This is a genomic window from Dorea sp. ICN-14282 (assembly GCF_037890115.1).
Classification (GTDB): Bacteria; Bacillota; Clostridia; order Lachnospirales; family Lachnospiraceae; genus Dorea_B; species Dorea_B phocaeensis.
In genome coordinates, this window is sequence record NZ_JBBKBH010000001.1 from 840,614 (window position 1) to 864,203 (window position 23,590).

Sequence of the window (23,590 nt, forward strand, 5' to 3'; positions counted from 1 at the left end):
CTATCCCACCGTAATTTTTTCCTCCGGAAGTTTTGATATCTGTGGATGCGTACCAGATAAGGTTGCAAATACCAATGTCAGACCGCCTACTCTTCCGAAGAACATCAGCGTTATTAAAATAAATCTTGAGATCATACCAAGTCCCGGCGTCACACCAAGGGATAAACCTACCGTACCGATTGCCGACGCCGTCTCAAACAGACATGTAATCACTGGAAGGCCTTCCAGTTTACTGATCACCAGCCCTCCTGCCAAAAACAGCATCTGATACATTAAAAATACCGTTGCCGCATGTCGAACCACTTCAGATGGAATTCTTCGCCGAAAAAAATGAGTATCCTGACTTCTGCAGAACACCGCCTGTGCCGACTTCAACAGTACCGCTGCCGTAGTTACCTTCATACCGCCGGCCGTAGATCCCGGCGCGCCACCGGTCAGCATCAAAAGAATCATAATCATCTGACCGACCTCACTTAACAGTGTCAGATCAGCCGTATTAAAACCTGCTGTTCTTGGTGTCACCGACTGAAATAATGACACCCATACTCTCTCGCCCGCCGGAATATCTGCAAATTCAAAAAAGAAAAAGTACAGTGCCGGAAGCAGGAGCAATATACTCGTCATTGTAAGAATTACCTTACTCTGCATCCGGTATTTATGAAAATGGAATCGATTCGTACGAATATCATCCCATGTCAGGAAACCAATTCCACCAATAATAATCAGAAGCATAATCGTAATATTAATAACTGGATTGTTTTGATAAGAAATCAGTGAAGAGAAGGCTTCTTTCTCTCCCATCAAATCAAATCCTGCATTACAGAATGCCGAAATCGAATGGAACAAGGAATATCCGATTCCTTTCACCAGCCCGTATTCCTTAACGAACACCTGAGACATGGCTGCTGCTCCTATTAACTCAATCACCAGCGTCGCCTTTAGCACAAACCCCGTCAGCCGGACAATTCCTCCCATCTTTGGCGCTGCAATCGCCTCCTGCATAGTGCTTCTCTGCATCAGTCCGATCTTCCGCCCTGATACCATTGTCACTGCAGCTGCCACTGTCACCACACCCATTCCGCCAATCTGAATCAGCAGAATAATAACCGTCTGTCCAAATGCGCTCCAGTATGTCGCTGTATCATGTACTACCAACCCGGTTACACACACCGCCGATGTTGATGTAAAGATTGCATCCAAAAACGAGGCCCCCTGCCCGTCTCTTGTCGCCATCGGAAGCATCAGAAACAGACTTCCCGTTAATATTACCAGCGCAAAGCCGTATACAATTACCTGAAATGATGTCAGCTTTTTCCCATTCCGAAAATTCATAATACATCCTTCCTTAACATCTCTTTATAGCTTCTTAATTATGCTATAAAGAAAATAAAGAACGTATAAGTAAGTCTATGACAATATTAAGACTGCATAAAGATTCTGTTAATGTGGATATATTAATCATCATTCTATCCGAATAGAAATGCCGTTGGAAATACAATCAACACCGTTCCGATGCAAACAGCCGCCAGCACAAATATCGGCATTCCTACAAACACCATTAAAAAGGACCAAACTGGATGGCGATATGCCAGCCTCTCTGCTTTTGCATTAAATTTTCTTTCTATCTTATGAATCCTGCCCATCATATGCATCATCTTCTCTTCCTCCCTATCTCAAGCATAAACTCAAACAGATAAATATAGGGATAATAACAATGCTAATCCTGTTAAAATAGGATAAAGAAAAAGACCGTCTGGAATATATTCCAGACAGCCTGTCCTCTCAACATTTTGTTCTATGATTACTCTATGTTATCATTAATTCTCTCAAATACCATATCATAACCGTCATTTCCATAATTCAGCGACCGATTCACCCTGCTGATTGTCGCGGTAGACGCCCCCGTTTTCTCCGCAATCTCCAAATAGGTTCTGTGCTCTCTCAGCATCTTGGCAACCTCAAATCTCTGCGAAAGTGACAACAACTCATTGATCGTACAAATATCCTCGAAAAATGTATAGCATTCTTCTTTATCTTTCAGACTTAATATAGCACTAAAAAGATAGTCTACGGATTCCGTTCTTATTTTTTTACTCATATTATTATCTCCTCCGTAACAAAATCACTATTAGTATTTTAACACACTAAATTCATAAAGTCTATAGTTTTTTCTCTCCTTTTGACGCTCCGTTCAAGTTTCGCTTCAAAATCCTTTGAAATTTATCAAAAGAAGTATTGGCAATCAGTTCTTCCGGAAAATCTGTTTCTCTGAGTACTTCCTCCACATAAGGATACCTTGCAATGTCTGCATCCACATGAGAGTCTGAGCCCAACACTACCATGACACCGCACTTTTTGCAGATTCTTAACATTTCCAGACAGTTTTGTTTCGTATTCTTCCGAAATCCTGTTGGATTCAAAGACGCATTATTTACTTCCAAGAGTGTTCCCGTCCGCTTCGCCTGTTTTGCCAATGCCTCAAAATCCACTGGAAACCGCCCGTCATCCGGATGTCCGATAATATCCACATATGGATTCTCCATCACTGTCAGATAGGCCTCTGTCACTCTCTCCTTATCTCTTGAACCTTCATAACAAGGCATGTGCATGCTGGCAATCGTAAGATCAAGCGTTGACAGTACGTCCTGAGGCAGATCTACTTCTCCTTTCTCATTTAAGATATTCAGCTCTGAACCCAGCAGCAGATCAATCCCATACATCCGTCTAGGAACTACCTTTAAATTTTGAAAATAATACAGATGGCTGCTTCCCGGCATCTTCGGTGCATGCTCGGTAATCGCCAGCGCTTTCAACCCTTTTTCAGATGCTGCCTGCGCCATCTCCCGAATGGTATTGTAAGCGTGACCGCTGGCCAGCGTATGGGAATGAGTGTCAATCTCTATCTTCATAACAAATTCCTTCTTTCTCTTTTCCTTTTGTAGATTTGGTATTTTCAAAACACATTCCTTTCTGGAAATATTATACAGTATACCCGCTTCTTTTTCTACACATTCTATTTTCATAATCAATAACCAAATCATACTTTCAAATATATTTTTGACAATTACGGAGGTACTCATCCATGAAAGACAAAGAAAATCAGAAAATCATAGACGCATATGACTATCTCTCTAACGCTGCTTCCTCTCAGGACTGTACCGGCCTGATTCCATCAGAGCCTATATCTACAGCAGAATTAGAATCTTACGAAGAGCTCTATCATTTTCTTCCGCCCTGCGCAAAAGCTGCTAACATCAAACCGGAAGAACACACCAAATAATTCCGCATATACTAATCAAAAACGGAGTGTGTTCCTATGCCTACTCAAAATCTGGTTCCTATAAGCGGTATCATCCAAAATATCCAGGGATTCAGCGAAGATTGCTGCGAACAACAGGTTACCATCCGTAACTCCGATGGTATTCACAACTTTATTATAGGTGCCGGCACCTATATCCCCGGTCAAATCCGTCTGCAAAACGGTATGCCAATCACGGCATTCTATGACGCCTCTCTCCCAATCCCCCTGATCTATCCTCCTAGATATCAAGCGGAGATTATCAGCCGGAGGAATCAAAATGAAACTATCTATGCCGGCTTCTTTGGGAATGATCTGGAAGCATCCGACGGTTCTCTTCAGCTGAATATCGGAATGGGCACAGAAATCGTTACTGCCAACGGTCAGCGTTTCACCTGCAATCCAGGCGGGCACAATCTCCTGGTTTACTACACTGCCACAACCAGAAGTATCCCGCCCCAGACAACACCACGAAAGATTATTGTGATGTGTTAATCACACATACTGCCGGAGTTTTCCTTGCTGGAACTCCGGCATTTTTCTGCCTTTATCTCCATTTTTTTTAATAGACAATTTGATGGAATTCGCTATAATATAAATGATTATGACACTAGAAACAATAAAGCGATATCAAAATAACAAAAACACATTGGAGGTATTTATGAAACGAATAAAACAACACTTCTATATCCTGCTTCTTCTTGTTGCTGCTACTTTCACCACGGCATGCGGCAATACCACAGATAAATCTGACACGACCGCTACTTCTGGCGTTTCCACAGATTCCGATACCCCTGCTTCCGACATTTCCGCAGCCTCTGTAGAAGAAGTTCCAGAATATTCCGGAGAACCTTACATAGAAATCAACGACAATGAACCGGAATTTACTGAAGAAGAGTTAGACACTAACTCCTATGAATCTTACAGCGAACTGGATACACTTGGACGCTGCGGTACCGCCACTGCCTGCGTCGGAACCGATTTAATGCCTACCGAGGAGCGTGGTTCCATCGGTCAGGTTAAGCCCTCCGGCTGGCATACCGTTAAGTACAACGGACTGGTGGATGGGAACTATCTCTACAACCGCTGCCATCTAATCGGTTATCAGCTGACCGGTGAAAATGCAAACGAGGAGAATCTAATTACCGGTACAAGGTATCTGAATGTGGAAGGTATGCTTCCATTTGAAAATGAAATTGCCGATTACGTCTCCGAAACTGACAACCATGTCTTATACCGCGTCACACCTATTTACGAAAGTGAAAACCTGGTTGCCAGTGGTGTGCAAATGGAAGCCAAATCCCTGGAAGATAATGGAAAAGGCGTTACTTTCAACGTGTATTGCTACAATGCACAGCCCGGAATTGAAATTGACTATGCAACAGGAGAAAGCCATAAGACAGACACTGCTGCCGAATCAAAGGAAACCAATAAATCTGAGACGCCAAAAGAAACCACGAAAGACACCTATATCATTAATAAAAACACTCATAAATTCCACAAGCCGGATTGTTCCAGTGTAAAAGACATGAAGCCCAAAAACAAAAAAGAATTTACCGGCTCCAGAGACGAATTGATAAATCAGGACATGGATCCCTGCGATCGGTGCCGTCCATAAATCTCTCCTGACTTTTTAATCACGCACCAGAATCCTCCTTCTACATATACTGATAGCAGTAAAATTGAAGGAGGATTCTATGAAAAAGCGTATCATTTCTATCACTCTCATTCTCGCCATGGCAGCAGCCTCTCTGCTTGCCTGCACTTCCAAAGAAGAATCAAAGGAAACAACTTCCACAACAGATACAAAAAAAGAAGAAACAGCTTCCAAACCAGTAAAGGTCACCTTAAACGAAGTGGCACACTCTATCTTCTACGCTCCTATGTATGTTGCTATTGAGGAAGGGTATTTTGAAGAGGAAGGAATTGACCTTACTCTGGTGACTGGGTTTGGGGCTGATAAAACTATGACCGCCGTACTCTCCGGAAGCGCCGATATCGGCTTTATGGGATCAGAAGCATCCATTTACACTTATAATGAAGGTGCAAATGATTATGTCGTCAACTTTGCACAGCTTACTCAGCGTGCCGGAAACTTCCTGGTTGCCCGCGAAGAAATGCCCGGCTTTACCTGGAATGCATTAAAAGGAAAGACTGTACTTGGTGGAAGAAAAGGTGGCATGCCGGAAATGGTGTTTGAATACATCTTAAAAGAAAACGATATCAATCCTGCCTCCGATGTAACGATCAATCAGAATATTGATTTCGGTTCTACCGCTGCTGCGTTCTCAGAAGGTCAGGGTGACTTTACGGTTGAATTCGAACCAGGCGCCACAAATTTAGAAAAAGAGGGCAAAGGCTATGTCGTTGCTTCTCTTGGTACAGACAGCGGTTATGTTCCTTACACTGCATTTTCTGCGAAACAAAGTTACATCGATGATAATCCTGAAGTCATTCAAGGTTTTACTAATGCACTTCAAAAAGGTATAGACTATGTACAATCCCATACACCAGCAGAAATTGCAAAAATAATTGCTCCACAATTTAAGGAGACCGATCTCGATACCATTACCACCATTGTCACCCGCTACTATGATCAGGATACTTGGAAGGAGAACCTTGTATTTGAAAAAGACAGTTTTGATCTCTTACAGGATATCTTGGAAACTTCTGGTGAACTGACTAAGCGAGCACCTTATGAGGAACTGGTAACAACGAAATTTGCCGAAAAGGCAAAGAAATAATCGCCTACACTATTTAAAAATTCGCCCTCCCTGCACATCCTGTTTGTGAAGAGAAGGGCGAATTTTTATGAATGAAAAGTGCTCGATAACAAGACACTGTCAGAAGCTTCAAGACTTAGAAAGAACGGTTCCCGATGTAAGTAATTCTAGAAGCGCTTCACACCCTTCTGTAACATCCGCATAGGTGGCGTCAAAGTTGCCTGTATACCAGGGATCCGCAATAGCCCTTGGATGCTTGGAAAACTCCAAAAGCATATGAATCTTTCCATCCGGATCTCCACCGGTGATCCGATTCATATTGCGGATATTCCACTCATCCATACCGATGAGATAATCATATTCCTGATAATCCTTTTTTGTCATTTGACGCGCACGGTGCGGCAAGACCGGAATCCCAACCTCACGCATCTTGTTGACAGTTCCATAATGCGGATCATTGCCGATTTCCTCACGGCTGGTAGCAGCAGAGTCGATGTGAAATTGTGCGGCAAGGCCGCGTGTATTCACCATGTGCTGAAAAACGAATTGAGCCATGGTGGAACGGCAGATATTGCCGTGGCAAATAAATAGTACCTTTATTTTCTCCATTTTATCTCCTCATATCCTCTCAAAGCCTTATAAATACTGGCTTTTCAGCCTTTGTGCATTTTTTACTTGAAAGGTTCTTTTTCTTATAAATTCTTGTATTTTCTCATGTTTTTTCGGGCATTTGTGGTACAAATGGGTTATTTTTAAAGTCCCAAATTCCTTATGAGATAAGGCTTACATGAGTTGTTTGTGCATGTTTTTGGGTTATAAACTTTTTCTTTTCCAGTTCATCCCTTGCTTCTTTTAATCTGGCAAGTTCTTTCTTTGCATCATCATAGCCGGTATGCGTATAAATATTAAGTGTTACAGATACATCTGAATGCCCCATCAGATATTGCAGTGTCTTTGGGTTCATCCCTGAATTGGCCATATTTGTACAATAAGTATGCCTGCATATATGTGGAGTAACTGGCGGCAACTGCAACAAATGTTCACGATTATATTTTTCTCTTGCATGCTGCATGTACTTTTCCCAGTGAAGTGCAACCATTGGTCTTCCATTCTTATCCAGAAACAGAAATCCTCCATATCCATCCACCATCGGCTCACGTTTTGGTTTCCTTCTATTCTTCAAGATTCGAAGAAATGCCTCTTTTACATCCGCTTCCATTGGAAGTAACCGCGTACCACTTGTTGTCTTTGTAGATACGATGATATACTTCATTTCTCGAGTTCTTTGCAACTGATGATTCACATTGATAATATCTTCTTTAAAGTCCAAATCTTTTACAGTAAGCCCACAAAATTCAGATATTCTAAGACCTGTCTTGAATAAGATATAAAATGCATCATAATACTGATTATAATGTGGATCATTCTTTACAAACTCGAGAAATTTTGCTTCATCTTCCGGAGAAACAGCTTGTCTTTTCTGACTGTCATTAACAAGTACTGTACCTAATTCAAATCCAAATGGATTTTTTAGAATCAAGTCATCATCCACAGCCATTTGAAAAGCAGGTCTTAAAACACCTCTGATGGAATGAATGGAACTATATCCTCTACCATCTCTTTGTAGTTTTATCAGAAAAATCTTTGCGTCAGAAAGTTTCACATCATCCACTTTCTTATAAGCGAATTCTTCCTTTTTCAATACATTCACCACAAATTTGTAATTCGCTAAAGTATTATGCTTTACTCCTGTTTTCAGGGAAAGATATCGTTCCACAAGTTCAAGCACTGTAATGTTACTTCCTGTAATCCCTTGCATCTGTAAGGACTGAACTTTTCTTTCTTTTTCCCTGAGAGAAAGATCTGCCCGTTTACCTTCCGGCATCTTATCTGCTTCTGTCAATCTCCAACTATATAATATTTTACGCTTACCAAGTGAATCTGTATATTTATAGCGGTAACGTCCACTTGGTTCCTGCCATTCTCCTTGCTGGAGAACTCTGCCTTTATCATCACGTCTCTTTGAAATCATATCCTACCTCCAAGGGGACGCAACATGATATTGTTAGTATATCATGTAACCCCTAATTCGAACACCTCCTTCTTTTAAATTTCATTTTATATCGCACTGAGTGTATCAATAAATTTTTCAAATCTTGTTCGTTTTATCTGTACACGATTCCCATTCCAAAGCAAATACTCTGCATTTGGATTGTCATTGACTAACTTACGAAGCTTTCCTTCTCCAATACGAAAATAGGATGCTGCCTCTTCAATGGATAATGTATACTTCTTCCAATAAGGTATATCATAACTTGTCATTTGTATGCCTCCTTCTATTATCTTTGTTTTTGACATTGGCGGCTGGCAAAGGTATCTATAAAGACTGCCAATGCCAAAGTAGTTTTTTGCCAATGTCATCCTTTATTCTGTTGTCAACGCAACTGTTTTTCTTCCCTGACACCAGTCGTAGCTCATTCTGTTTTCCAGCTGCTTTCTTGCATCTCTTCCTGTTCTGGAAGAAATCCCATAGGCTAGTAGTTCTGCCTCTAATTCTTCTAAACACATTACTTTTCGTTTGGTTAATAACTCCAGGATCAACTTCTGTGCCTTTTCCAGTTTCGTTTCCTTTTTCGTTCCTGCTTTCCCCATCAGCAGATCTTCAATGGATATATCATATTCCCCTAACCATTTTAAGCCTTCTTCTCCTAAAGAAAACGCTACCGGATTTTCCTTCTTAGCAAGAGAATCCTTTTGCTGATATACCACTCGGATATCCTGTTCCTTCTCTTTTTCCACCTTTTCTACAAATAAGATGCTTCGTACTGCCGCTGCGATATCAATGGATCCCAAGGAACGGTAATCGCTCTGACTTCCCGATGACTTATTCAAATGTCCAATGAGAACAATGGCACATCCAGTTCTCTCTGCAATCGTACTGAGATGTCGAAATAAGGGACGGATCTCATTCGCCCGGTTCATATCCACATTGGCTCCCAGATAAGCCTGTATGGGATCCATGATCATGAGGCGTACATTATTCTGTCGGATGGCTTTTTCAATCCGATCGTCCGTCATAGAAAGCTGTTTTTCATCTTCATTGATGAAGCGTACTCTTGTCATATCTGCACCACATTTTGCTAATCTAGGCTTAATGGTATCTGCTATCCCATCCTCTGCTGTTTGATACAACACATTAAAGGGTTCTATGGGAAGTGCATTGGGAAGTTCTTTTCCATTTGTACAGTATGCGGCGATTGCCATTGCAAGCCACGTTTTTCCTTTTCCCGGATTCCCCTGGATCAAAGTAACCTTTCCAAAGGGAATGAACGGATACCATAACCACTGGACCACCGTTTCCTCAACCTCCGACATCTTCATGACTGGAACTGGTTTTTCCCTGGCATCTCTCCAACACATCTGCTTTGCCATATTTTCTACCGGAACTTCTGCTACCAGACATTCATTCCAGTCTTTCTTCACCGGTTCTAATCGGTACACACTCAGTTCCTCCGGAATAAGAGAAACAAACTGCCTGCATCTCTCATTTCCAGGCTCATCATTATCCAGACACAAGTAGATGGAATGGATATAAGGATATTCTGTATACATCCGTTTCATTGCTTTTTCACTCAATCCTCCCAGGGAAATATAACTATGCTTTTCCCATTCTTCTGAAACTGCAGTGATATAAGACAAAAGATCAATGGGGGATTCAAACACAAACAGTTTTTCATCCGTTCCTATATGGCCAAATCCATAGGCTTTTTCTGAACCTCTTGCTTCCCCACGATATCGGTTCTCATCAGTTCCACGCATAGCTGCATATCTGGGATTCTGTTCTTTGTCTCTTCCAACGAACACCACATTGTGATATGCTTTGCTTTCATAAATATCTCCCTTTTCGATCATCTGATCCACCAAATGTTCCGATAGTTTTCTCTGTTCAATGAGATACTTCCTTGCAATCTCACAGCTTTCATTTCTTTCTGGCAGTTCCAATCCAGGCAAGGGGATGGGGCAGACCTTCTGTCTGCCTGCATCTTCCTTCGCCGTTCTTCTGTTGGTTTCTCCAGCTCCCTCTTCTCCTAATAATTCTTTGACTGCCTCTGCAAAAGAAAGACCGTAGAATTCTTTCATAAAATCGATGGCATGGCCGCCTTTATTCTGACTAAAACGATACCATTCGTTCTTGTTGATCATCACACTGTCATGTCGCAACCATCGGTATTCCTTCCCACATCGTTTGAACGATTCTCCTCTCCCAGAAAGAAAAACATATAAATCGGTATCATCTGCTCTTTGGATCTGTTCTCTTGTATATTCTTCCATCTTCTAAAATCCCTCCTATAATTCCATTCCATGATGTTTCTTCTTTCGTTTCATGGTTCTCACTGCTTCTTTTGTTTCTGTGGATTGCTCCCGCTTGTTTGTTTCTGGAAGAGAGACACCTTCTCCTTCCTCTGCCATCAAAGCTTCCACATGATTTTTGATTCCCTCATACTTTCGTAACATGGCATGGATCCGTTTATCTTCTTTTCGTAAAGCAGCTATCTCTTCTGATAAACGAGCGGCTTCTCGTTTCCATTGTCCTTCCGGAATCTTCCCACTTGGGTCTAGATTTTCTTTTAAGATTCTTTCCGAACGATAATATCTGCTAAGTTCCTTCTTATGTTCCTCTTTGAATTTTTCCCTGCCAAAATATTTGTTCTTTAATTCCAGATAAACAGGTCTTGTTTCAAAATACTCTTTCATTGCATAAAGATTGCTGTTGACACTTCGCAAAGCAGACAGTTGTTGATTCAACCGCTGACTCATCTCATTCAGCTGTATATCTAATTCCTGGATTTTCTCTGTCAGCTGTTCTGGGTTTCTCACATCCTGCTCTTCCAGAAAGCGGATCGTCTCTGCAAATTGTTTCAGATTTGTATTCTTTGCCTTTTTCGTTCCATAAGCGTAAGATTCTGCGACTGCATTTCTCTTGTCATAATAGTTTCTTAGATAATCCGCTAAAGTTGGCTGATGTAAGGATGCCATCCGTTCCATCAACTGGCTTTGTCGAAGCAAAGACCATTGAAGAAGATTCTTTGCCCGTTCTTTCATATCATTCAAGGCACGGATAAGTCGGTTTAAACTTCCCAGTGCGGTTGAAATTCCTCTTGCTTCCATCGCCTGTACGTTCGGTCCTTCATGCACCATCGGGATCTTATCAATCCCCCGTTCCTCATAAGATCTGGCATCGACTCTTTCTGTAAGTCCTTTTTCTTCATACAGTTCGTTGCACATCCTCGCCCAGGCACTTCTCCATTCTTCCAAGGTTTCTTTCCTGCTCCAATCCGTTGTATGTACCGCCCGAAATACCGGTTGTCCTTTCTGATTCAGAACCGGCTGTCCATCCGGTGTTAATACTGGAATCTTTTTTTGTTTTTGTCCCCAGGTACCATCTTCCTGTAAAGGGCGGATGGGAACCATGATGTGCATATGGGGATTGGGTATTTTATCCTTTGCCTTCTTCGGATCATGGATCGCTAGATCTGCGATCATCCCTCTTGCGACTAACTGTTCTTCTACAAATCTTCTTGCAAGCTCAATATTTTCTTCCATAGAAAACTCATTCATCAAGGCAATATCAAAGCTGTGTGCCAGCTGTGCTTTCTTATTCCCTTCGATCCATTCCACCTCATTCCAAAGGGTCTCTCTGTCTTTGAATCTCTCCGGAGCCTGTTGGGGAAGATGGATCTCCGCTAATACCACACCGCCTTTTCTCGTATAATCACTCACTTCTCCATAATACGTACATTCCAGTTTTGTACCGGCTCGGTAAGCAGCACTAGCAATGGCAGACTGCCCTTTTCCTCTGGATAATTGATTTAGATGAAAGTGATAACATCCCATCTTACGCATCTCCCTGTGGCAGTTCACCTCGCTGCATCGCCTTTAATAGTGCTTCCTCTTCTGCGAATTCTCGTTCCTTTGCTTCTGCCGCTTCCGCCCGTCCACGAACCATTTCATGAACGACATCACAAAACTTACAAGCGGGATTATGAAGAAGTTCATCCATCAGCTGATAAAATTCTGCCTCTGTCAGATATTTGGTATCTTTACAGATTGCTTCTATGGCTGCTCCCTTCTGGATCAACAGATGGGTTCGTGCCTTTCGCTTTTTCTTTTTCTGTGTATCCAGATAATTCAAGGATCTCTGGATCCTGTGTTCTGCCTGTTCCTTCTCAAGCTTTGCCTGTTTCAATGCAGCTTCTGTTTTTTCAATCTCATAAAGTGCTTCCTGGGTATATTCCTGAAATGTTTTCTTCTTCGCCATATCGTTCTTTTCCTCCTTTTTCAACTCTTCCATTTTCTCTGTTACGGGATAGGCATTTCTGCCGGAAGGGGAACCCTTCTTCGGATGGATCATCCGCCAACACTTTCGGAATTCCCCTTCAGAAAGATGCTACTTCCGTAGGACGCACATACCTTTTAAGGTATATAAGTGCGCTCTTCTGCTTTCAGCATCCGAGTTTTTCTTACTCAAACGGAAGTTCTTCTCCGTCTGGAAGATGCATAAATCCATCTGGATCGGTATCTTCTTTCTTTTCTGATCCTGACAGTTTCTTCCCTTCTGCGAAATAATGTTCTTCTACAATCACGTTGGTGGCATAAACTTTATTCCCCTCCTGATTCACATAGCTTCCTGTCTGGATCCGTCCGCTTACTAAAATCTTCAAACCTTTTTTCAGATATTGTTCTGCAAACTCAGCATTCTTCCCAAAGGTAACACAGGAAATAAAATCTGTTTCTGCCTTTCCATCCTTTCGATATCGTCTGTCTACTGCCAGCGTGTATCGTGCCATAGCAGTACTATTTTCATCCTGGAGATATTTCACCTCCGGATCTTTTGTCAGTCTTCCCATTAAGATTGTTTTGTTCATGTAATTTCTCCTTTCTCTTTTCGTTTTTTTCTTTGTTCTTGAATCAGGCCCGATTCTTTTAAGGCAACTATAATTTGTTCCTCATATATCAGAACGTAGATAGGGCTTTTTACAAATAAAAAAGGAATTTTATTTTTTTGTCCTCATATAACGAAAGGCTCAGAGGGGAAAATACAGGGTGGAAAAGGAAATTTTTTATTTTTCTGCACAAAAAAATACCCCTATGACTTCAAAATCGAAATCATAGGAGTATTTAGTCCTACCTACTCAATGGGGTGTTTTACATTTTGTTTTACACATGTTATTACAGTGTTTTTCAGTTCGACAAGCTGAAATTTATCTTAGAAATTACAGCAATGTTATTTTGATAAACTTTCAAGAATTGAAATATCATGCTTATCTTTATCTCTTAATTCATAACCTGAATGGAAAACTTTTTGGCCTTTTAAAGATATACAAGGAATTGTTTTGCCTTCAAAAAAAACACTACCAAAGTAATCTTTTTCAAACTCATACCATCCACCCTCTAAATCAGCTTGTTTTGAAGTTCCGTCCTCATTTAAAACGAACGGGTGAATGTCTAAGTAACCAAGTTCATCACTATATAACTCTATTCTAACCGGTTTCCAGTCTGTATCAATTTTATAGCCCAGATTCAAAAGCACATTTAACAATTTTTCCGTATGTTGAGCATCAAAATTTATATCTATATCTCTATGAATTCTTGTTTGTTTACCAGCTAAAATATCTACACCCCATCCGCCATCCAACCAGTATGTAATTCCAGTATTTTCGAATAATTCTATTACTTTCATTAAATCTTCTTTTGTTGTTATTTCTTTTCTACCCATACAAAGTCTCCTTTACAACTTCTATATAATTGTTTAGTTAAGTCAATATCAATATCTAATTGCCAAGGCTCAAAATCAAAAATCATGGTCATCACACTCCTTTTTAAAATTCAAATTTGTTGCTTACATTATACTTCATCCATCTCTCTAAGTATAGTGGGATATTGTGATGAAAGTGAGAGAAATCGCTTATCCGTCAGACAATTTCTCTCACTATATTTTTGCACGATAAATTACTGGTCAACATCTGGATACAACCCCAGTTTAGGAGTAAGGTTTTGAGTGTTTAGTTGTTTAATATCTCTACAATCGTGTTTGGTGCATATTTATTGAGTTCATGTCCTACATTTGGAACGATGTGCAAAGTAGCTTGTGGTAGTAATTCTTTTAGCTGCTTAGAAGCCTTCAGATTGGCAGTATCCTTTTTGCCACACAAAATTGTCACTGGACAACGAATATTGTTTAATTGCACAGTAAAATCCAATGACCGCATAGAGTGAGCCAATTTTATGGTGCTGCTTTTTGATAGTCCCATACTTTCAAAAGCCTTGTTTGGCATACAACGGAAGATAAGATTTTGAAAATCTATCAGTAAACTTGGAACTTTATATTGTGCGCCAATCAAAACCAGCGAAGCCACTTTTTCTTCATGCCGAATAGCAAAATCAATCGCAAGAAGCGCACCTAACGAAAGACCGCAGATACGAAGCGGCTCTTTTACTTCTGAATACCGCTGTTCTAAATCGCCTAAAATCTGCGAATATGATATTTCATCTTCTGCTGAAGAAAAAAGTTCTGGGCAATCGACATCGGAAATTGATAGTTGTTGGACTACTTCTTTCCAGTCCTGTGCAGTTTGTCCCAACCCATGTAAAAGAACCGTTTTCATTAAACACCTCCTAAGTTCAAGATAATCATCAATGCACAAACAAACTGGAATTTAAAAAGCTATTACATACTAATTATTTTTCTAACCGTATTCGCTGTTCTTATCGTTAGGTTTGAGCTAATATTTGCACTTGCTGTTTTAGACCACCAGTTTGTTTTTTGGTAATCTTTACGGCTGAAAGACCAAAATACCGTTTCTTTATATTCCTCTATCTTTTCTAATCCCTCTTTAGGCTCTCCGATTTCGTTATATACATCTTTGAATGTAGCGGGTGGCATGATAAAGATTAGATTGTCATAAATCTCCTTACTTTCATCTCCCCACCAGTCGGGCGCATGATGTAAAATGTCCTCAAGTTCTTCTTTTGATATGACAAAGACCGGAATATTTAAACTAAAATGATTTTTAATCATTTCTTCAATCTGGCTTGTAAGCTTGATTGTGTCAGATTCATCACTTGAAAAAATCACATTACCGCTATTTAAATAGGTCTTGATCTCTGTATAATTAAGTTTTTCAAAACCTTGCTTTAATTCGTCCATTGGCACTTTGTTTTTTCCGCTTATATTGATACCTCGCAATAAGGCGATATATCTTTTCATATTCTTAACCACCTCTACAACTTCCTATTTATCATTTTCTTTCAGTATATCATAATTATAATCTTTCCACAAAACAAAAAATTTTAATTCCTACGGATTTTTCTACAAAGCATATAACCACATATTATTACACTTCATCAAAAAAACTTTCTCACCCTATATTGAAAAATCGTAACTGAATATCCGACATTCTATCCATCAATAGTTTCTCTTTAACAAATATCATCTTAGTACGGTATCCTGTTCCATCTGGTGTAAGTTTTACTACACTTATTATAACTTCAAAAGCAAACGCCCAAACTGCTTTCTTATTAAAAAAACTTAGAAGAGACATTCTCCTCTAAGCCTTTATACTTTATCATAGAATACTTTTTACTTTTATATTTCCTCATGGTCACGATGCTTTTTTCGCTTAAATCCTACCTTTTGAACACAGGATATTACATGTAAAGATTTTACCCCCACTAAAGACTCTTACCTCACCTCATAAACACCTTCACAAAAACGCCTCTTTTGTTACATCCATATGTAAAGAACTATCTGCTTTTTTACATTTAAAACACGCTATACCAAATTATAAAGATTTTACTTTCAAATTTATTTATAAAAAAAGCTATAAGATTCCACTATTAGAATTCTTACAGCTTTCATTCTCATCATGTCACATCCCTAAATTATAATTATTTATCTTGTAACACTCACACAAAAATCTATGGGTTATTTTCGGGTTATTTCTTCCACACAAATACCTTCCAAGTAGTGATTTTACTGACTTTTTAAGGAGTTCTTCAAAGAGTGCCGTGGCAAATAAATAATACTTTTATCATAGTAATTTTTTGCTCCTTTTTGCCCGGAAATACCGTATTTTGCGAGGTTTCCGGGGATTTGTGTTTTGTTGCCTAATCAGTGGTAACTAGGCAAATTATAGCATATTATTGCAAGTTGTGGCTACCTGTTAGTAGTAGAAATAATAGTAAAAAGGGAACGGTTACTACTAAGGTGTTTCCCTTCTGTCTTTCTCTGCATCACATAAAAATATTTCTTCCAACCCGACCATTCGTTGTTCCGCTGTCAATCCCTCTCTTTCAGCAAATAGTAAATACCTTACAACAATAGCAGATATGTCATCATCCTCATCAACCGGAATATCTTTTGCGGCAAATTCTTTTATGTACTGTTTCACTTTTGCATACTTATCTACTACAATTCTTCCAACCAATTCATCCAAAGATACTTCATATAACCCAGCTAAAAAATCAATTTTTCAAGTACCGGTACACTTTCTCCACTTTCCCATTTTGCAATAGCCTGGCGAGATACTTGACATTTTTCTGCAAGTTCCTCTTGCGACCACCCATTCTCTTTTCTTAATAATTGTAAATTCTCAGCCAACATCATATATGCACCTCTTTCGTTTTTAGTAAATCATATCAAATTGACTATTTAATTTCTATCAACTAACTCTTGCATTTATGCAACCATTAGTTACGTCACGTTTTCGCTTCAAGGCTAATAGAATTTTATACCACTGGTAGTTTATAACATAGTGTATATGTTTGTGTACTTTCAAACTCTTTCTCAATTGCTTTTTCAAACTTTTCTTTACCCATATTCCGCATCAATTCAAGCATCAATTCTGCATATTCTTTACCTTCTTCACCGACTTTAATTGCTCCCATCTTTTCAAACATTCTTTGGCTGATATAATTATCTGAGCGAATTCTAACTGTGAAAAATTTCACTTGCATAATAGACTTCAACCGATTAACAAATAGATTCACTACTCGAGTGCCAATTCCCTGACTGTGATATTTCTTAAGTAATTGTATTCCTATCTCTGGCATTTCTGTATCAAATTTCATAAGAACTACTTCGCCTACATATTCTTGCGTCAATTTGTCTATTATCTTAAGTTGCAATTTGCTTGCATCTGATAACATATCCGTCCACGATTTTTTCTTGAATTGTTCATCATTTATAAGTGGCGTATCCTCAAAAGTTTCATTCCATGCCTTAAAAAACAGTTCTTGCTCTGACACGTCATACCTACTTAGTGTATATTTTTCATCTTCTACAAACGTTACTCCAATAGAGCATAGTTCATCTCTGCTCATAGTGTCCTCCTTCACAACTATTACATTTCCATCTTGTAACATTGCAATTGTTTCTTTTATTTGGTGTACCGCCTTTTTATATACCTTCTTTTGTAGCCAATCCTGTGCTGTACTTTTCCTCTTTTCTTTGATTTGAAAAACTACATATGCATCTTGAAATTCCACCAAACCATCACATAGTTCCTGTTTTTGCTTTCCCTTATAAAAATATAAATCTCGATAAACAAATTCTTTAAAGAAATAATCAATCAAAATATTATTACACTGTAATTCAGAGCCCGTCATAATCTCATCTCCATTTTAAATTCACTCCAATACATTATATCGTCACATCCGTTGTTTTTCCATAAAAAACGCCCCAGGAAACCCAAAGCGTCTCTGCTGCGTAGCAATACTACACAACTTTAAACATTTTCTGTAATACCGCTTTTGCATCATTTTTCTTTTCCGCCTCTGCCTGCGCCTTTCTGAACTCTTCCATACGTTTCAGTTCTTCTTCAGCATTATCAAAATTGAGGTGAGTGTACACATGAAAGGTTAGCGATATATCCGAATGACCCGTGAGATATTGCAGGGGCTTTGGATTCATATCTGCCTTCGCTTGATCTCCACAATATGTATGTCTACTGACGTGAGGCATAACCTTTGGCATCTACACTTTAAAGATACTATTGTATCGATTCACCGTATGCTTAAATCGATGTTCCCAATGCATTGCAACTTCCGGCATCCCACTCTTATCCCTAAAAGGGAAGCCAACATAACCATCCCCCATAACCTCTAGAAGGTCGGTTGGTCAGTCTTCAAAAATCGCCTAAAACATTCGAAACACATCCTCTGTCATCGGAATCTTTATCGTTCCGGCATTTGTCTTCGTAAATTCAATGTGATACTCCATGCTGCTGATTCGCTGAAGCTGATGGTCGATGTTAATGATACAGTTCTTTAAATCAATATCCTTAATAGTAAGTTCGCAAAATCCCGAAATTCGAAGTCCCGTGTGAAATAAGATATAAAACACCTCATAATACTTGCTTATGAAATTTATTATATATCACCGGTATGATTTCCACTAATTTTTTATTTTCTTGTTAAAAATACACAAAATAAAAATGTCCTGATTAGTCAACGTTTCCATCATCTAATCAAGACATTTCTGCTTAACTAATAAATATTCTGTTTTAAATAACTTCCGAGCACATTCCACCATGTTTAATGAAAATGATTTTATCATTATTCTTACATTATCACTTGCCAGCTGTTCTATCTTTGGTTCCTGACGTCACAGTCTTACAATCAAGGTTTTTTATATTATCACTTTAGTTCTGTATACTTTTCTTTACTTCCAAAGGCTTTCTCAACCGGATATTTCTCATTGTTTCTTTTTACTTTTTCAGAAACAATTTCATCCAAATCCAATCCACAAGTATCAGCCATCAAAATACAATAATTTATAACATCTGCCAGTTCTTCTTTTATCTTCTCCAGTTTATTTTCGCAAACAACATCTGCAGCACTCCATTGGAACACTTCCAATAACTCCGAAGCTTCTAAACTGATAGAAATTGCCAAATCTTTTGGATTATGAAACTGCTTCCAGTTTCTATCGTCTCGAAACTTTAATACTTCATTTATCGTTTCTTGTGTCATTTAGATATACCTCTTTTCTCATTATTCAGTATCAACATATTGTGAAATATACTCTCTTAAATTCTGATCACATACATATAAATATGTTCCTCGAATACCTCTCGTCATAAGAACATAATAAATATGCTGTATATACTCTAAAAGTTCTTCATATCCTGTCGTCTTTTTCCCATTTTGATCATAGTAATTTTCTGCACAAACCACAATTTTCTTCTTATCCAGATCATATCCTATTTCATTCCCCATAATAATGAAAGCGTAATTCAAATCATATCCCTGTGTAGAGTGAATGCATCCAACCTCATTAATTGCATTTTCTGAATGAACCCATCCTTCTGTACAATGATTCCATTGTTTCTTTATCCCCTGAATGTCAATGTCATAAAGAGTTTTATCTTTTTTACTAATCCAATCCCATGCGTATCCTGCTGCCATTCTCACCAAACCAATTTCTTGTTCTTTCTGATACATTAAATCATTGAACTTCGCGAAGTCGGTCATTAGTATTAAATCATAATTCTTGAATTCTTTCTTTTCTTTAACTTCTCCAGACAGAAGTTCTTTTACATAGGAAATATAATCGTTCCCACCTTTTACTCGCATCTGCGTTAATAAATTATAATAAGTCATCAATCGTCTAGTTTGTTCTATTTTCATTTTACTCCGAAATCTTTTGACATCAATTCCGGACGGACCAACAACCTGCATCTCATCATAAAAAAGCACAGGACACTTACATTGATGAAGTATCCAGTCTAACTCATCGCTATCAGTTGTCAAACCAATTCGCTCACAACTAGCCTTAAATGCACCCATATATGAAATATTTTTGTACTGATGTAATCTATGCGCTTCATCCACAAGTAAAATATCATAATACTGTTTTGTCACGTCAGAAGGAGCTAATACATCTGATGCTTTTAATCCATAAATACTTTTAAAAATTCCTTTTAATGTTTTTCTCAGGGACGTTTGTGGAACTACAAAACCTATTTTTTTATTTTTAAACTCTTCACTATCTCTTAAATATTTTAACAAAAAAATTGCTACAATTGTTTTACCACTACCTGGCATCCCATTCACAACAACCGTTTGATTTTCTTCTTGTTTTAAAGACTCAACAATTTCTTCTACTGCCACTCTTTGGTCATTATTTAATTCTTTAAATGGCGAATACTTGAATAAATCGGAATTTTCAAGTTCTTCCAAAGAATGCTTCACTATCTTTTCACGCTGTAAACTACGCCATAGAACCTGAAATTTTTCATCATATTCTTTCTTTCCGTAATATTCCTTATCAGCCATACCCGCATTTTTATTACGGACTTCATATAATTCATCAGCCACAATATACTGAATCAATTTTGATTCATAATCAAAAGTAACTGACTGATTAAATTTAGAAGAATAAATGAAATGTACTTTATCAAAAATTCGTTTGTCCACCGAACTATGATGTTGAGACATACGATTTTTCACATGATTCGACTCACCAATATAAGCTTGCTTTCCATTTTCCAAAATGTACAACATTGGCCAATTGGATAGATAACTTTCATCCCCATATTTTTGATTTTTAAAGTCACCTTCTGTAATTCTAAACATTTTAACCTTCCCTTAAATAATTTTCAATTTTTTCAATCAATCCTTGATCCGCCGGCAACCATTCTACACTATCTAATGTCTCTTTCGTCAACCACTTCGATGCTTCATGCTCTTTTAACACTAACTCACCTGCTTTAATCTTGCAAATAAAGCAATCCATTGATAAATGAAACTTCGGATAATCATATTCTACGGTATCCAGCAATTCTTTCACTTCAACTTCTGTATCCAGTTCCTCTTTTATTTCTCTAACAAGTGCCTCTTCCGGTGTCTCTCCAGCATCAATTTTTCCACCTGGAAATTCCCAACCATCTTTGAATTCACCATATCCACGCTGAGTTGCAAACACTTTGCCACCGTCAATAATAATCGCTGCTACTACTCTAATTGCTTTCATGTTGTCTCCTATTGTTCCATTATCCATGCCATCTCGATCTTCGTTCTTTCCCGGAGCTTCTGCAATAAAAAGGACAGGAGAACTTAAATTTCCCTTCCCCATAACCGGATGATTTCTGGTCTTGCATAGTTCACATCTTGTACAATGATCCGCAAACTCCTTTAACTCGTCATATGTATACATACAATCCCTCCAAATCTCTCATTCTTTATATTATAACTCTTTTCCCCCTTTATTTCAGCACATAGTTCCTGCCTTTTTATCCAGAATCCAAAACAACAAAAAAGTGTGCCAAGCACACTTTTTTGTTCTCTGCCCTCCTTAGTCATCACATCAAAGAGGCAAACGGAAGGAAAACACACTCTGCAAACTTTTCTTTCTGTCCTCGATTCAGGAACTGCTCATAAAGATAAGGATCGCAGTTTGAAATATCCTTCTCAAAAATTCTGATATATTCCTGCGCCAGATCATTGGCATAAAAGATACCACAGATTTCGTCATCAACCATCAGAGACCGCATATCCATATTAACCGATCCTATACAGCATATCTCATCGTCAATGGTCATTGTTTTAGCATGAATGTATCCATGATATTTATAAATCTTTGCACCAAATTCCATGATTTGTCCTGCATAATAAGTTGTCACAGGATCAAGGAAAAAGCTTGCTTTAATCCCCGGGATCATCAGCTCAATTTCCACACCGGATGCAGCCGCTGTTTTAAGAGCATCAAGAACTGAAGCATCTGGTATAAAATAAGGCGACTGGATTCGGATCTTCTTTTTGGCACTGCGAATCATGCTTAGATAATTCATCTTGGCAGCTTCTTTGTCATTATCCACCCCGCTGACAACAAACTGACACAGGTTCTGTGACGTTTGCTGAGGAGGAAGTTTGAGTGATTTCATATATTCGACCATATACTCCCAATCTCTCTGTCGAACCGCACATAAGAAATCCGTCATAAAATATGCATCCAACGTCGCGACACAGGCACCTGTCAACCGAATTTGCGTATCGCGCCAAGGATTTTTCTTTTCTGCAAGATTTGCATACTGTTTCCCCATATTCATGCCTCCGATATACCCGATTTTGTGATCGATAGCAACGATCTTTCGGTGGCTTCTGTAATGGGTCAGATAAGGCTTAACCCGGATCACTTTTCCCCCGGCGCTTATCAGTGGCTTGAACATTTTGCCCGGTGTAGACAAATTGGCAATAAAGTCACACATCACCAGAACTGTAACGCCTTCTTTTGCCTTCTTTGTCAATGCTTTAACCAGTGCTTCTCCCATCACATCATGGTGAATCGTATAAAACAGTACATAAATACTTTCTTTGGCTTCCTTAATGTCCTGAAACAGCGCACGGTAATGCGCTTCTCCCGTAATGAACAATTGATAATCATCGTAGCAGGTCACCGGACTGTTATTATAATTCGCATTAAACTGCATAACCTGAAGATCTTCCTCGGAAAGCGTCTGGACGGCTAATAAATTCTTTGGCGCTTCTGCAACAGCTAATCGTTTGGAAAGCCTCTTGCGGCGCAAGACAGAAGTAAGCTTAATCGCAGTCGTACTGCCAAAAACCAGATAAAGCAGCATTCCTGCATACGGAAGACACACCATGACAAGCACCCAGAGCATTGCTTCTGTCGGGTTCTTTCGTTCTACAAAAATAACCGTCAAAATAGTAGCAATATACAGAATCAATAGAATCACTTTCAGCATCGTCTAACCTCCCTGTCTCCTATGTCGGTTACAACAGCGGTGCAACGGTTTTGGCAACAAAACCAAGCACTCGACGCTTAAACGGCTCTGTTCGAATCATGTCAACAGTAACCTTCCGGCATTTTTCCTGTGTAAGTTCAAAATCTTCTTCGATCTGAGGAATACAATCTGTTCCCCACATATAAGTAGCACATTCAAAATGATGATAAAGGCTTCGGTAATCCAGATTGATTGTGCCTACAACAGCCTCCCTGCCATCACATACAAAAACTTTTGCATGGACAAAACCTGGCGTATATTCGTAAATTTCTACCCCCGATTCCATCAGGGATCGATAGTGCGTCAATGCAAGTGCGAATGGAATATACTTATCCGGAATTCCAGGAAGCATAATTTTCACATCGACACCTCGTTCTGCCGCATATTTTAATGCATTCTCCATCTCTCCGTCCAGGATTAAATAAGACGTCATAATATGAACATACTTCTGTGCCCGGTTCAACATATCGATATAGACCTGTTCCCCCACCTTATCTCTGTCAAGAGGACAGTCGCCGTAAGGCAGCACAAATCCATTTTCAGCTTGCGGTGTAATTGGTACATTCAAGAATCGATCGAAATCCATTTCCTTTTCATCCAAAGACCACATATGCAGAAACATCCTCGTAAACCTAAGAACCGCTTCGCCCTGCAGCATTACAGCAGTATCTTTCCAGTGACCATACTTTTCATAAGTATTGATATATTCGTCTGCCAGGTTCACGCCTCCATTAAAGGCTACTCTTCCATCAATCACGAGAATT

Annotated in this window: 28 protein-coding genes; 4 read left to right on the forward strand and 24 right to left on the reverse strand. The window is 39.1% G+C overall.

Features of this window, described 5'->3' with window-relative positions:
* The 4 genes from WKT00_RS03995 to WKT00_RS04010 all read right to left on the reverse strand — a co-directional run bounded on the left by WKT00_RS03995 (window position 1) and on the right by WKT00_RS04010 (window position 2,909).
* On the reverse strand, window positions 1-1,332 hold the full coding sequence (locus tag WKT00_RS03995) for a TrkH family potassium uptake protein (RefSeq protein WP_101694040.1): 1,332 nt from the start codon (window positions 1,330-1,332) through the stop codon (window positions 1-3).
* Window positions 1,333-1,466: 134 nt separating this feature from the next.
* Entirely contained in the window at window positions 1,467-1,655 is a 189-nt protein-coding gene (locus WKT00_RS04000; protein ID WP_173814387.1) for a hypothetical protein, read from the reverse strand.
* 146 nt (window positions 1,656-1,801) lie between these two features.
* A complete protein-coding gene (locus WKT00_RS04005) occupies window positions 1,802-2,098 on the reverse strand; it encodes a YerC/YecD family TrpR-related protein (RefSeq protein ID WP_101694038.1) in 297 nt (98 codons plus the stop codon).
* Between the two features lie 61 nt (window positions 2,099-2,159).
* Window positions 2,160-2,909: a phosphatase gene (locus WKT00_RS04010; RefSeq protein WP_173814388.1), complete on the reverse strand. Its 750-nt coding sequence runs from the start codon at window positions 2,907-2,909 to the stop codon at window positions 2,160-2,162.
* A 173-nt stretch (window positions 2,910-3,082) separates the two neighbouring features.
* On the opposite strand from WKT00_RS04010, the gene WKT00_RS04015 reads away from it, so the two are divergent.
* The 4 genes from WKT00_RS04015 (at window position 3,083) to WKT00_RS04030 (ending at window position 6,042) form a co-directional block, all read left to right on the forward strand.
* Entirely contained in the window at window positions 3,083-3,280 is a 198-nt protein-coding gene (locus WKT00_RS04015; RefSeq protein ID WP_173814389.1) for a hypothetical protein, read from the forward strand.
* A 36-nt stretch (window positions 3,281-3,316) separates the two neighbouring features.
* Window positions 3,317-3,793, forward strand: coding sequence for a hypothetical protein (locus tag WKT00_RS04020; protein ID WP_173814390.1), 477 nt, complete (start codon window positions 3,317-3,319; stop codon window positions 3,791-3,793).
* 166 nt (window positions 3,794-3,959) lie between these two features.
* On the forward strand, window positions 3,960-4,916 hold the full coding sequence (locus WKT00_RS04025) for a DNA/RNA non-specific endonuclease (RefSeq protein WP_101694035.1): 957 nt from the start codon (window positions 3,960-3,962) through the stop codon (window positions 4,914-4,916).
* Between the two features lie 79 nt (window positions 4,917-4,995).
* Window positions 4,996-6,042, forward strand: coding sequence for an ABC transporter substrate-binding protein (locus WKT00_RS04030; protein ID WP_340261121.1), 1,047 nt, complete (start codon window positions 4,996-4,998; stop codon window positions 6,040-6,042).
* A 108-nt stretch (window positions 6,043-6,150) separates the two neighbouring features.
* Here WKT00_RS04030 and WKT00_RS04035 read toward each other — a convergent pair whose 3' ends face one another.
* From WKT00_RS04035 to WKT00_RS04130, 20 genes are all read right to left on the reverse strand, one after another.
* Window positions 6,151-6,630: a low molecular weight protein-tyrosine-phosphatase gene (locus tag WKT00_RS04035; protein ID WP_101695362.1), complete on the reverse strand. Its 480-nt coding sequence runs from the start codon at window positions 6,628-6,630 to the stop codon at window positions 6,151-6,153.
* A 160-nt stretch (window positions 6,631-6,790) separates the two neighbouring features.
* On the reverse strand, window positions 6,791-8,053 hold the full coding sequence (locus WKT00_RS04040; RefSeq protein WP_340261126.1) for a tyrosine-type recombinase/integrase: 1,263 nt from the start codon (window positions 8,051-8,053) through the stop codon (window positions 6,791-6,793).
* Window positions 8,054-8,139: 86 nt separating this feature from the next.
* Window positions 8,140-8,343 carry an excisionase gene (locus WKT00_RS04045; RefSeq protein WP_117549533.1) on the reverse strand — a complete coding sequence of 68 codons (204 nt, stop codon included), beginning with the start codon at window positions 8,341-8,343 and terminating at the stop codon, window positions 8,140-8,142.
* A gap of 102 nt (window positions 8,344-8,445) precedes the next feature.
* Entirely contained in the window at window positions 8,446-10,353 is a 1,908-nt protein-coding gene (locus tag WKT00_RS04050) for an AAA family ATPase (RefSeq protein ID WP_117549531.1), read from the reverse strand.
* A gap of 15 nt (window positions 10,354-10,368) precedes the next feature.
* The gene (gene mobQ, locus WKT00_RS04055; protein ID WP_118661256.1) at window positions 10,369-11,916 is read right to left on the reverse strand and encodes a MobQ family relaxase; all 1,548 of its coding nucleotides are present in this window, start codon (window positions 11,914-11,916) and stop codon (window positions 10,369-10,371) included.
* A gap of 1 nt (window position 11,917) precedes the next feature.
* Complete coding sequence (locus WKT00_RS04060) at window positions 11,918-12,340, reverse strand: DUF3847 domain-containing protein (protein WP_118661262.1); 423 nt, start codon at window positions 12,338-12,340, stop codon at window positions 11,918-11,920.
* Window positions 12,341-12,542: 202 nt separating this feature from the next.
* Window positions 12,543-12,947 carry a single-stranded DNA-binding protein gene (locus tag WKT00_RS04065; protein ID WP_009262843.1) on the reverse strand — a complete coding sequence of 135 codons (405 nt, stop codon included), beginning with the start codon at window positions 12,945-12,947 and terminating at the stop codon, window positions 12,543-12,545.
* 359 nt (window positions 12,948-13,306) lie between these two features.
* Window positions 13,307-13,798 (reverse strand): nucleotidyltransferase domain-containing protein, encoded by a 492-nt coding sequence (locus WKT00_RS04070; protein WP_009263190.1) that lies wholly within the window; start codon window positions 13,796-13,798, stop codon window positions 13,307-13,309.
* Window positions 13,799-14,084: 286 nt separating this feature from the next.
* Window positions 14,085-14,687, reverse strand: coding sequence for an alpha/beta fold hydrolase (locus tag WKT00_RS04075; protein WP_270666299.1), 603 nt, complete (start codon window positions 14,685-14,687; stop codon window positions 14,085-14,087).
* A 62-nt stretch (window positions 14,688-14,749) separates the two neighbouring features.
* Complete coding sequence (locus WKT00_RS04080) at window positions 14,750-15,289, reverse strand: DUF1697 domain-containing protein (RefSeq protein ID WP_116440978.1); 540 nt, start codon at window positions 15,287-15,289, stop codon at window positions 14,750-14,752.
* A gap of 994 nt (window positions 15,290-16,283) precedes the next feature.
* Window positions 16,284-16,517, reverse strand: a complete 234-nt coding sequence (locus WKT00_RS04085; protein ID WP_101695443.1) for a hypothetical protein — start codon at window positions 16,515-16,517, stop codon at window positions 16,284-16,286.
* A gap of 20 nt (window positions 16,518-16,537) precedes the next feature.
* Window positions 16,538-16,687, reverse strand: a complete 150-nt coding sequence (locus WKT00_RS04090) for a helix-turn-helix transcriptional regulator (protein WP_101695444.1) — start codon at window positions 16,685-16,687, stop codon at window positions 16,538-16,540.
* Window positions 16,688-16,809: 122 nt separating this feature from the next.
* Entirely contained in the window at window positions 16,810-17,688 is an 879-nt protein-coding gene (locus WKT00_RS04095; protein WP_101695445.1) for a GNAT family N-acetyltransferase, read from the reverse strand.
* A gap of 109 nt (window positions 17,689-17,797) precedes the next feature.
* Window positions 17,798-18,055: a tyrosine-type recombinase/integrase gene (locus WKT00_RS04100; RefSeq protein ID WP_330403472.1), complete on the reverse strand. Its 258-nt coding sequence runs from the start codon at window positions 18,053-18,055 to the stop codon at window positions 17,798-17,800.
* Window positions 18,056-18,217: 162 nt separating this feature from the next.
* Complete coding sequence (locus WKT00_RS04105; protein ID WP_330403473.1) at window positions 18,218-18,424, reverse strand: tyrosine-type recombinase/integrase; 207 nt, start codon at window positions 18,422-18,424, stop codon at window positions 18,218-18,220.
* Window positions 18,425-18,717: 293 nt separating this feature from the next.
* Window positions 18,718-19,053 carry a nucleotide pyrophosphohydrolase gene (locus tag WKT00_RS04110; protein ID WP_101695446.1) on the reverse strand — a complete coding sequence of 112 codons (336 nt, stop codon included), beginning with the start codon at window positions 19,051-19,053 and terminating at the stop codon, window positions 18,718-18,720.
* 21 nt (window positions 19,054-19,074) lie between these two features.
* Entirely contained in the window at window positions 19,075-20,658 is a 1,584-nt protein-coding gene (locus WKT00_RS04115) for a DNA/RNA helicase domain-containing protein (protein WP_101695447.1), read from the reverse strand.
* Between the two features lies 1 nt (window position 20,659).
* Window positions 20,660-21,055, reverse strand: coding sequence for an 8-oxo-dGTP diphosphatase MutT (mutT, locus tag WKT00_RS04120; protein ID WP_101695675.1), 396 nt, complete (start codon window positions 21,053-21,055; stop codon window positions 20,660-20,662).
* 328 nt (window positions 21,056-21,383) lie between these two features.
* Window positions 21,384-22,787 carry a cardiolipin synthase gene (gene cls / locus WKT00_RS04125; RefSeq protein ID WP_101695448.1) on the reverse strand — a complete coding sequence of 468 codons (1,404 nt, stop codon included), beginning with the start codon at window positions 22,785-22,787 and terminating at the stop codon, window positions 21,384-21,386.
* Window positions 22,788-22,815: 28 nt separating this feature from the next.
* Window positions 22,816-23,583 carry a phospholipase D-like domain-containing protein gene (locus WKT00_RS04130; protein ID WP_306346034.1) on the reverse strand — a complete coding sequence of 256 codons (768 nt, stop codon included), beginning with the start codon at window positions 23,581-23,583 and terminating at the stop codon, window positions 22,816-22,818.
* Between the last annotated feature and the right edge of the window lie 7 nt (window positions 23,584-23,590).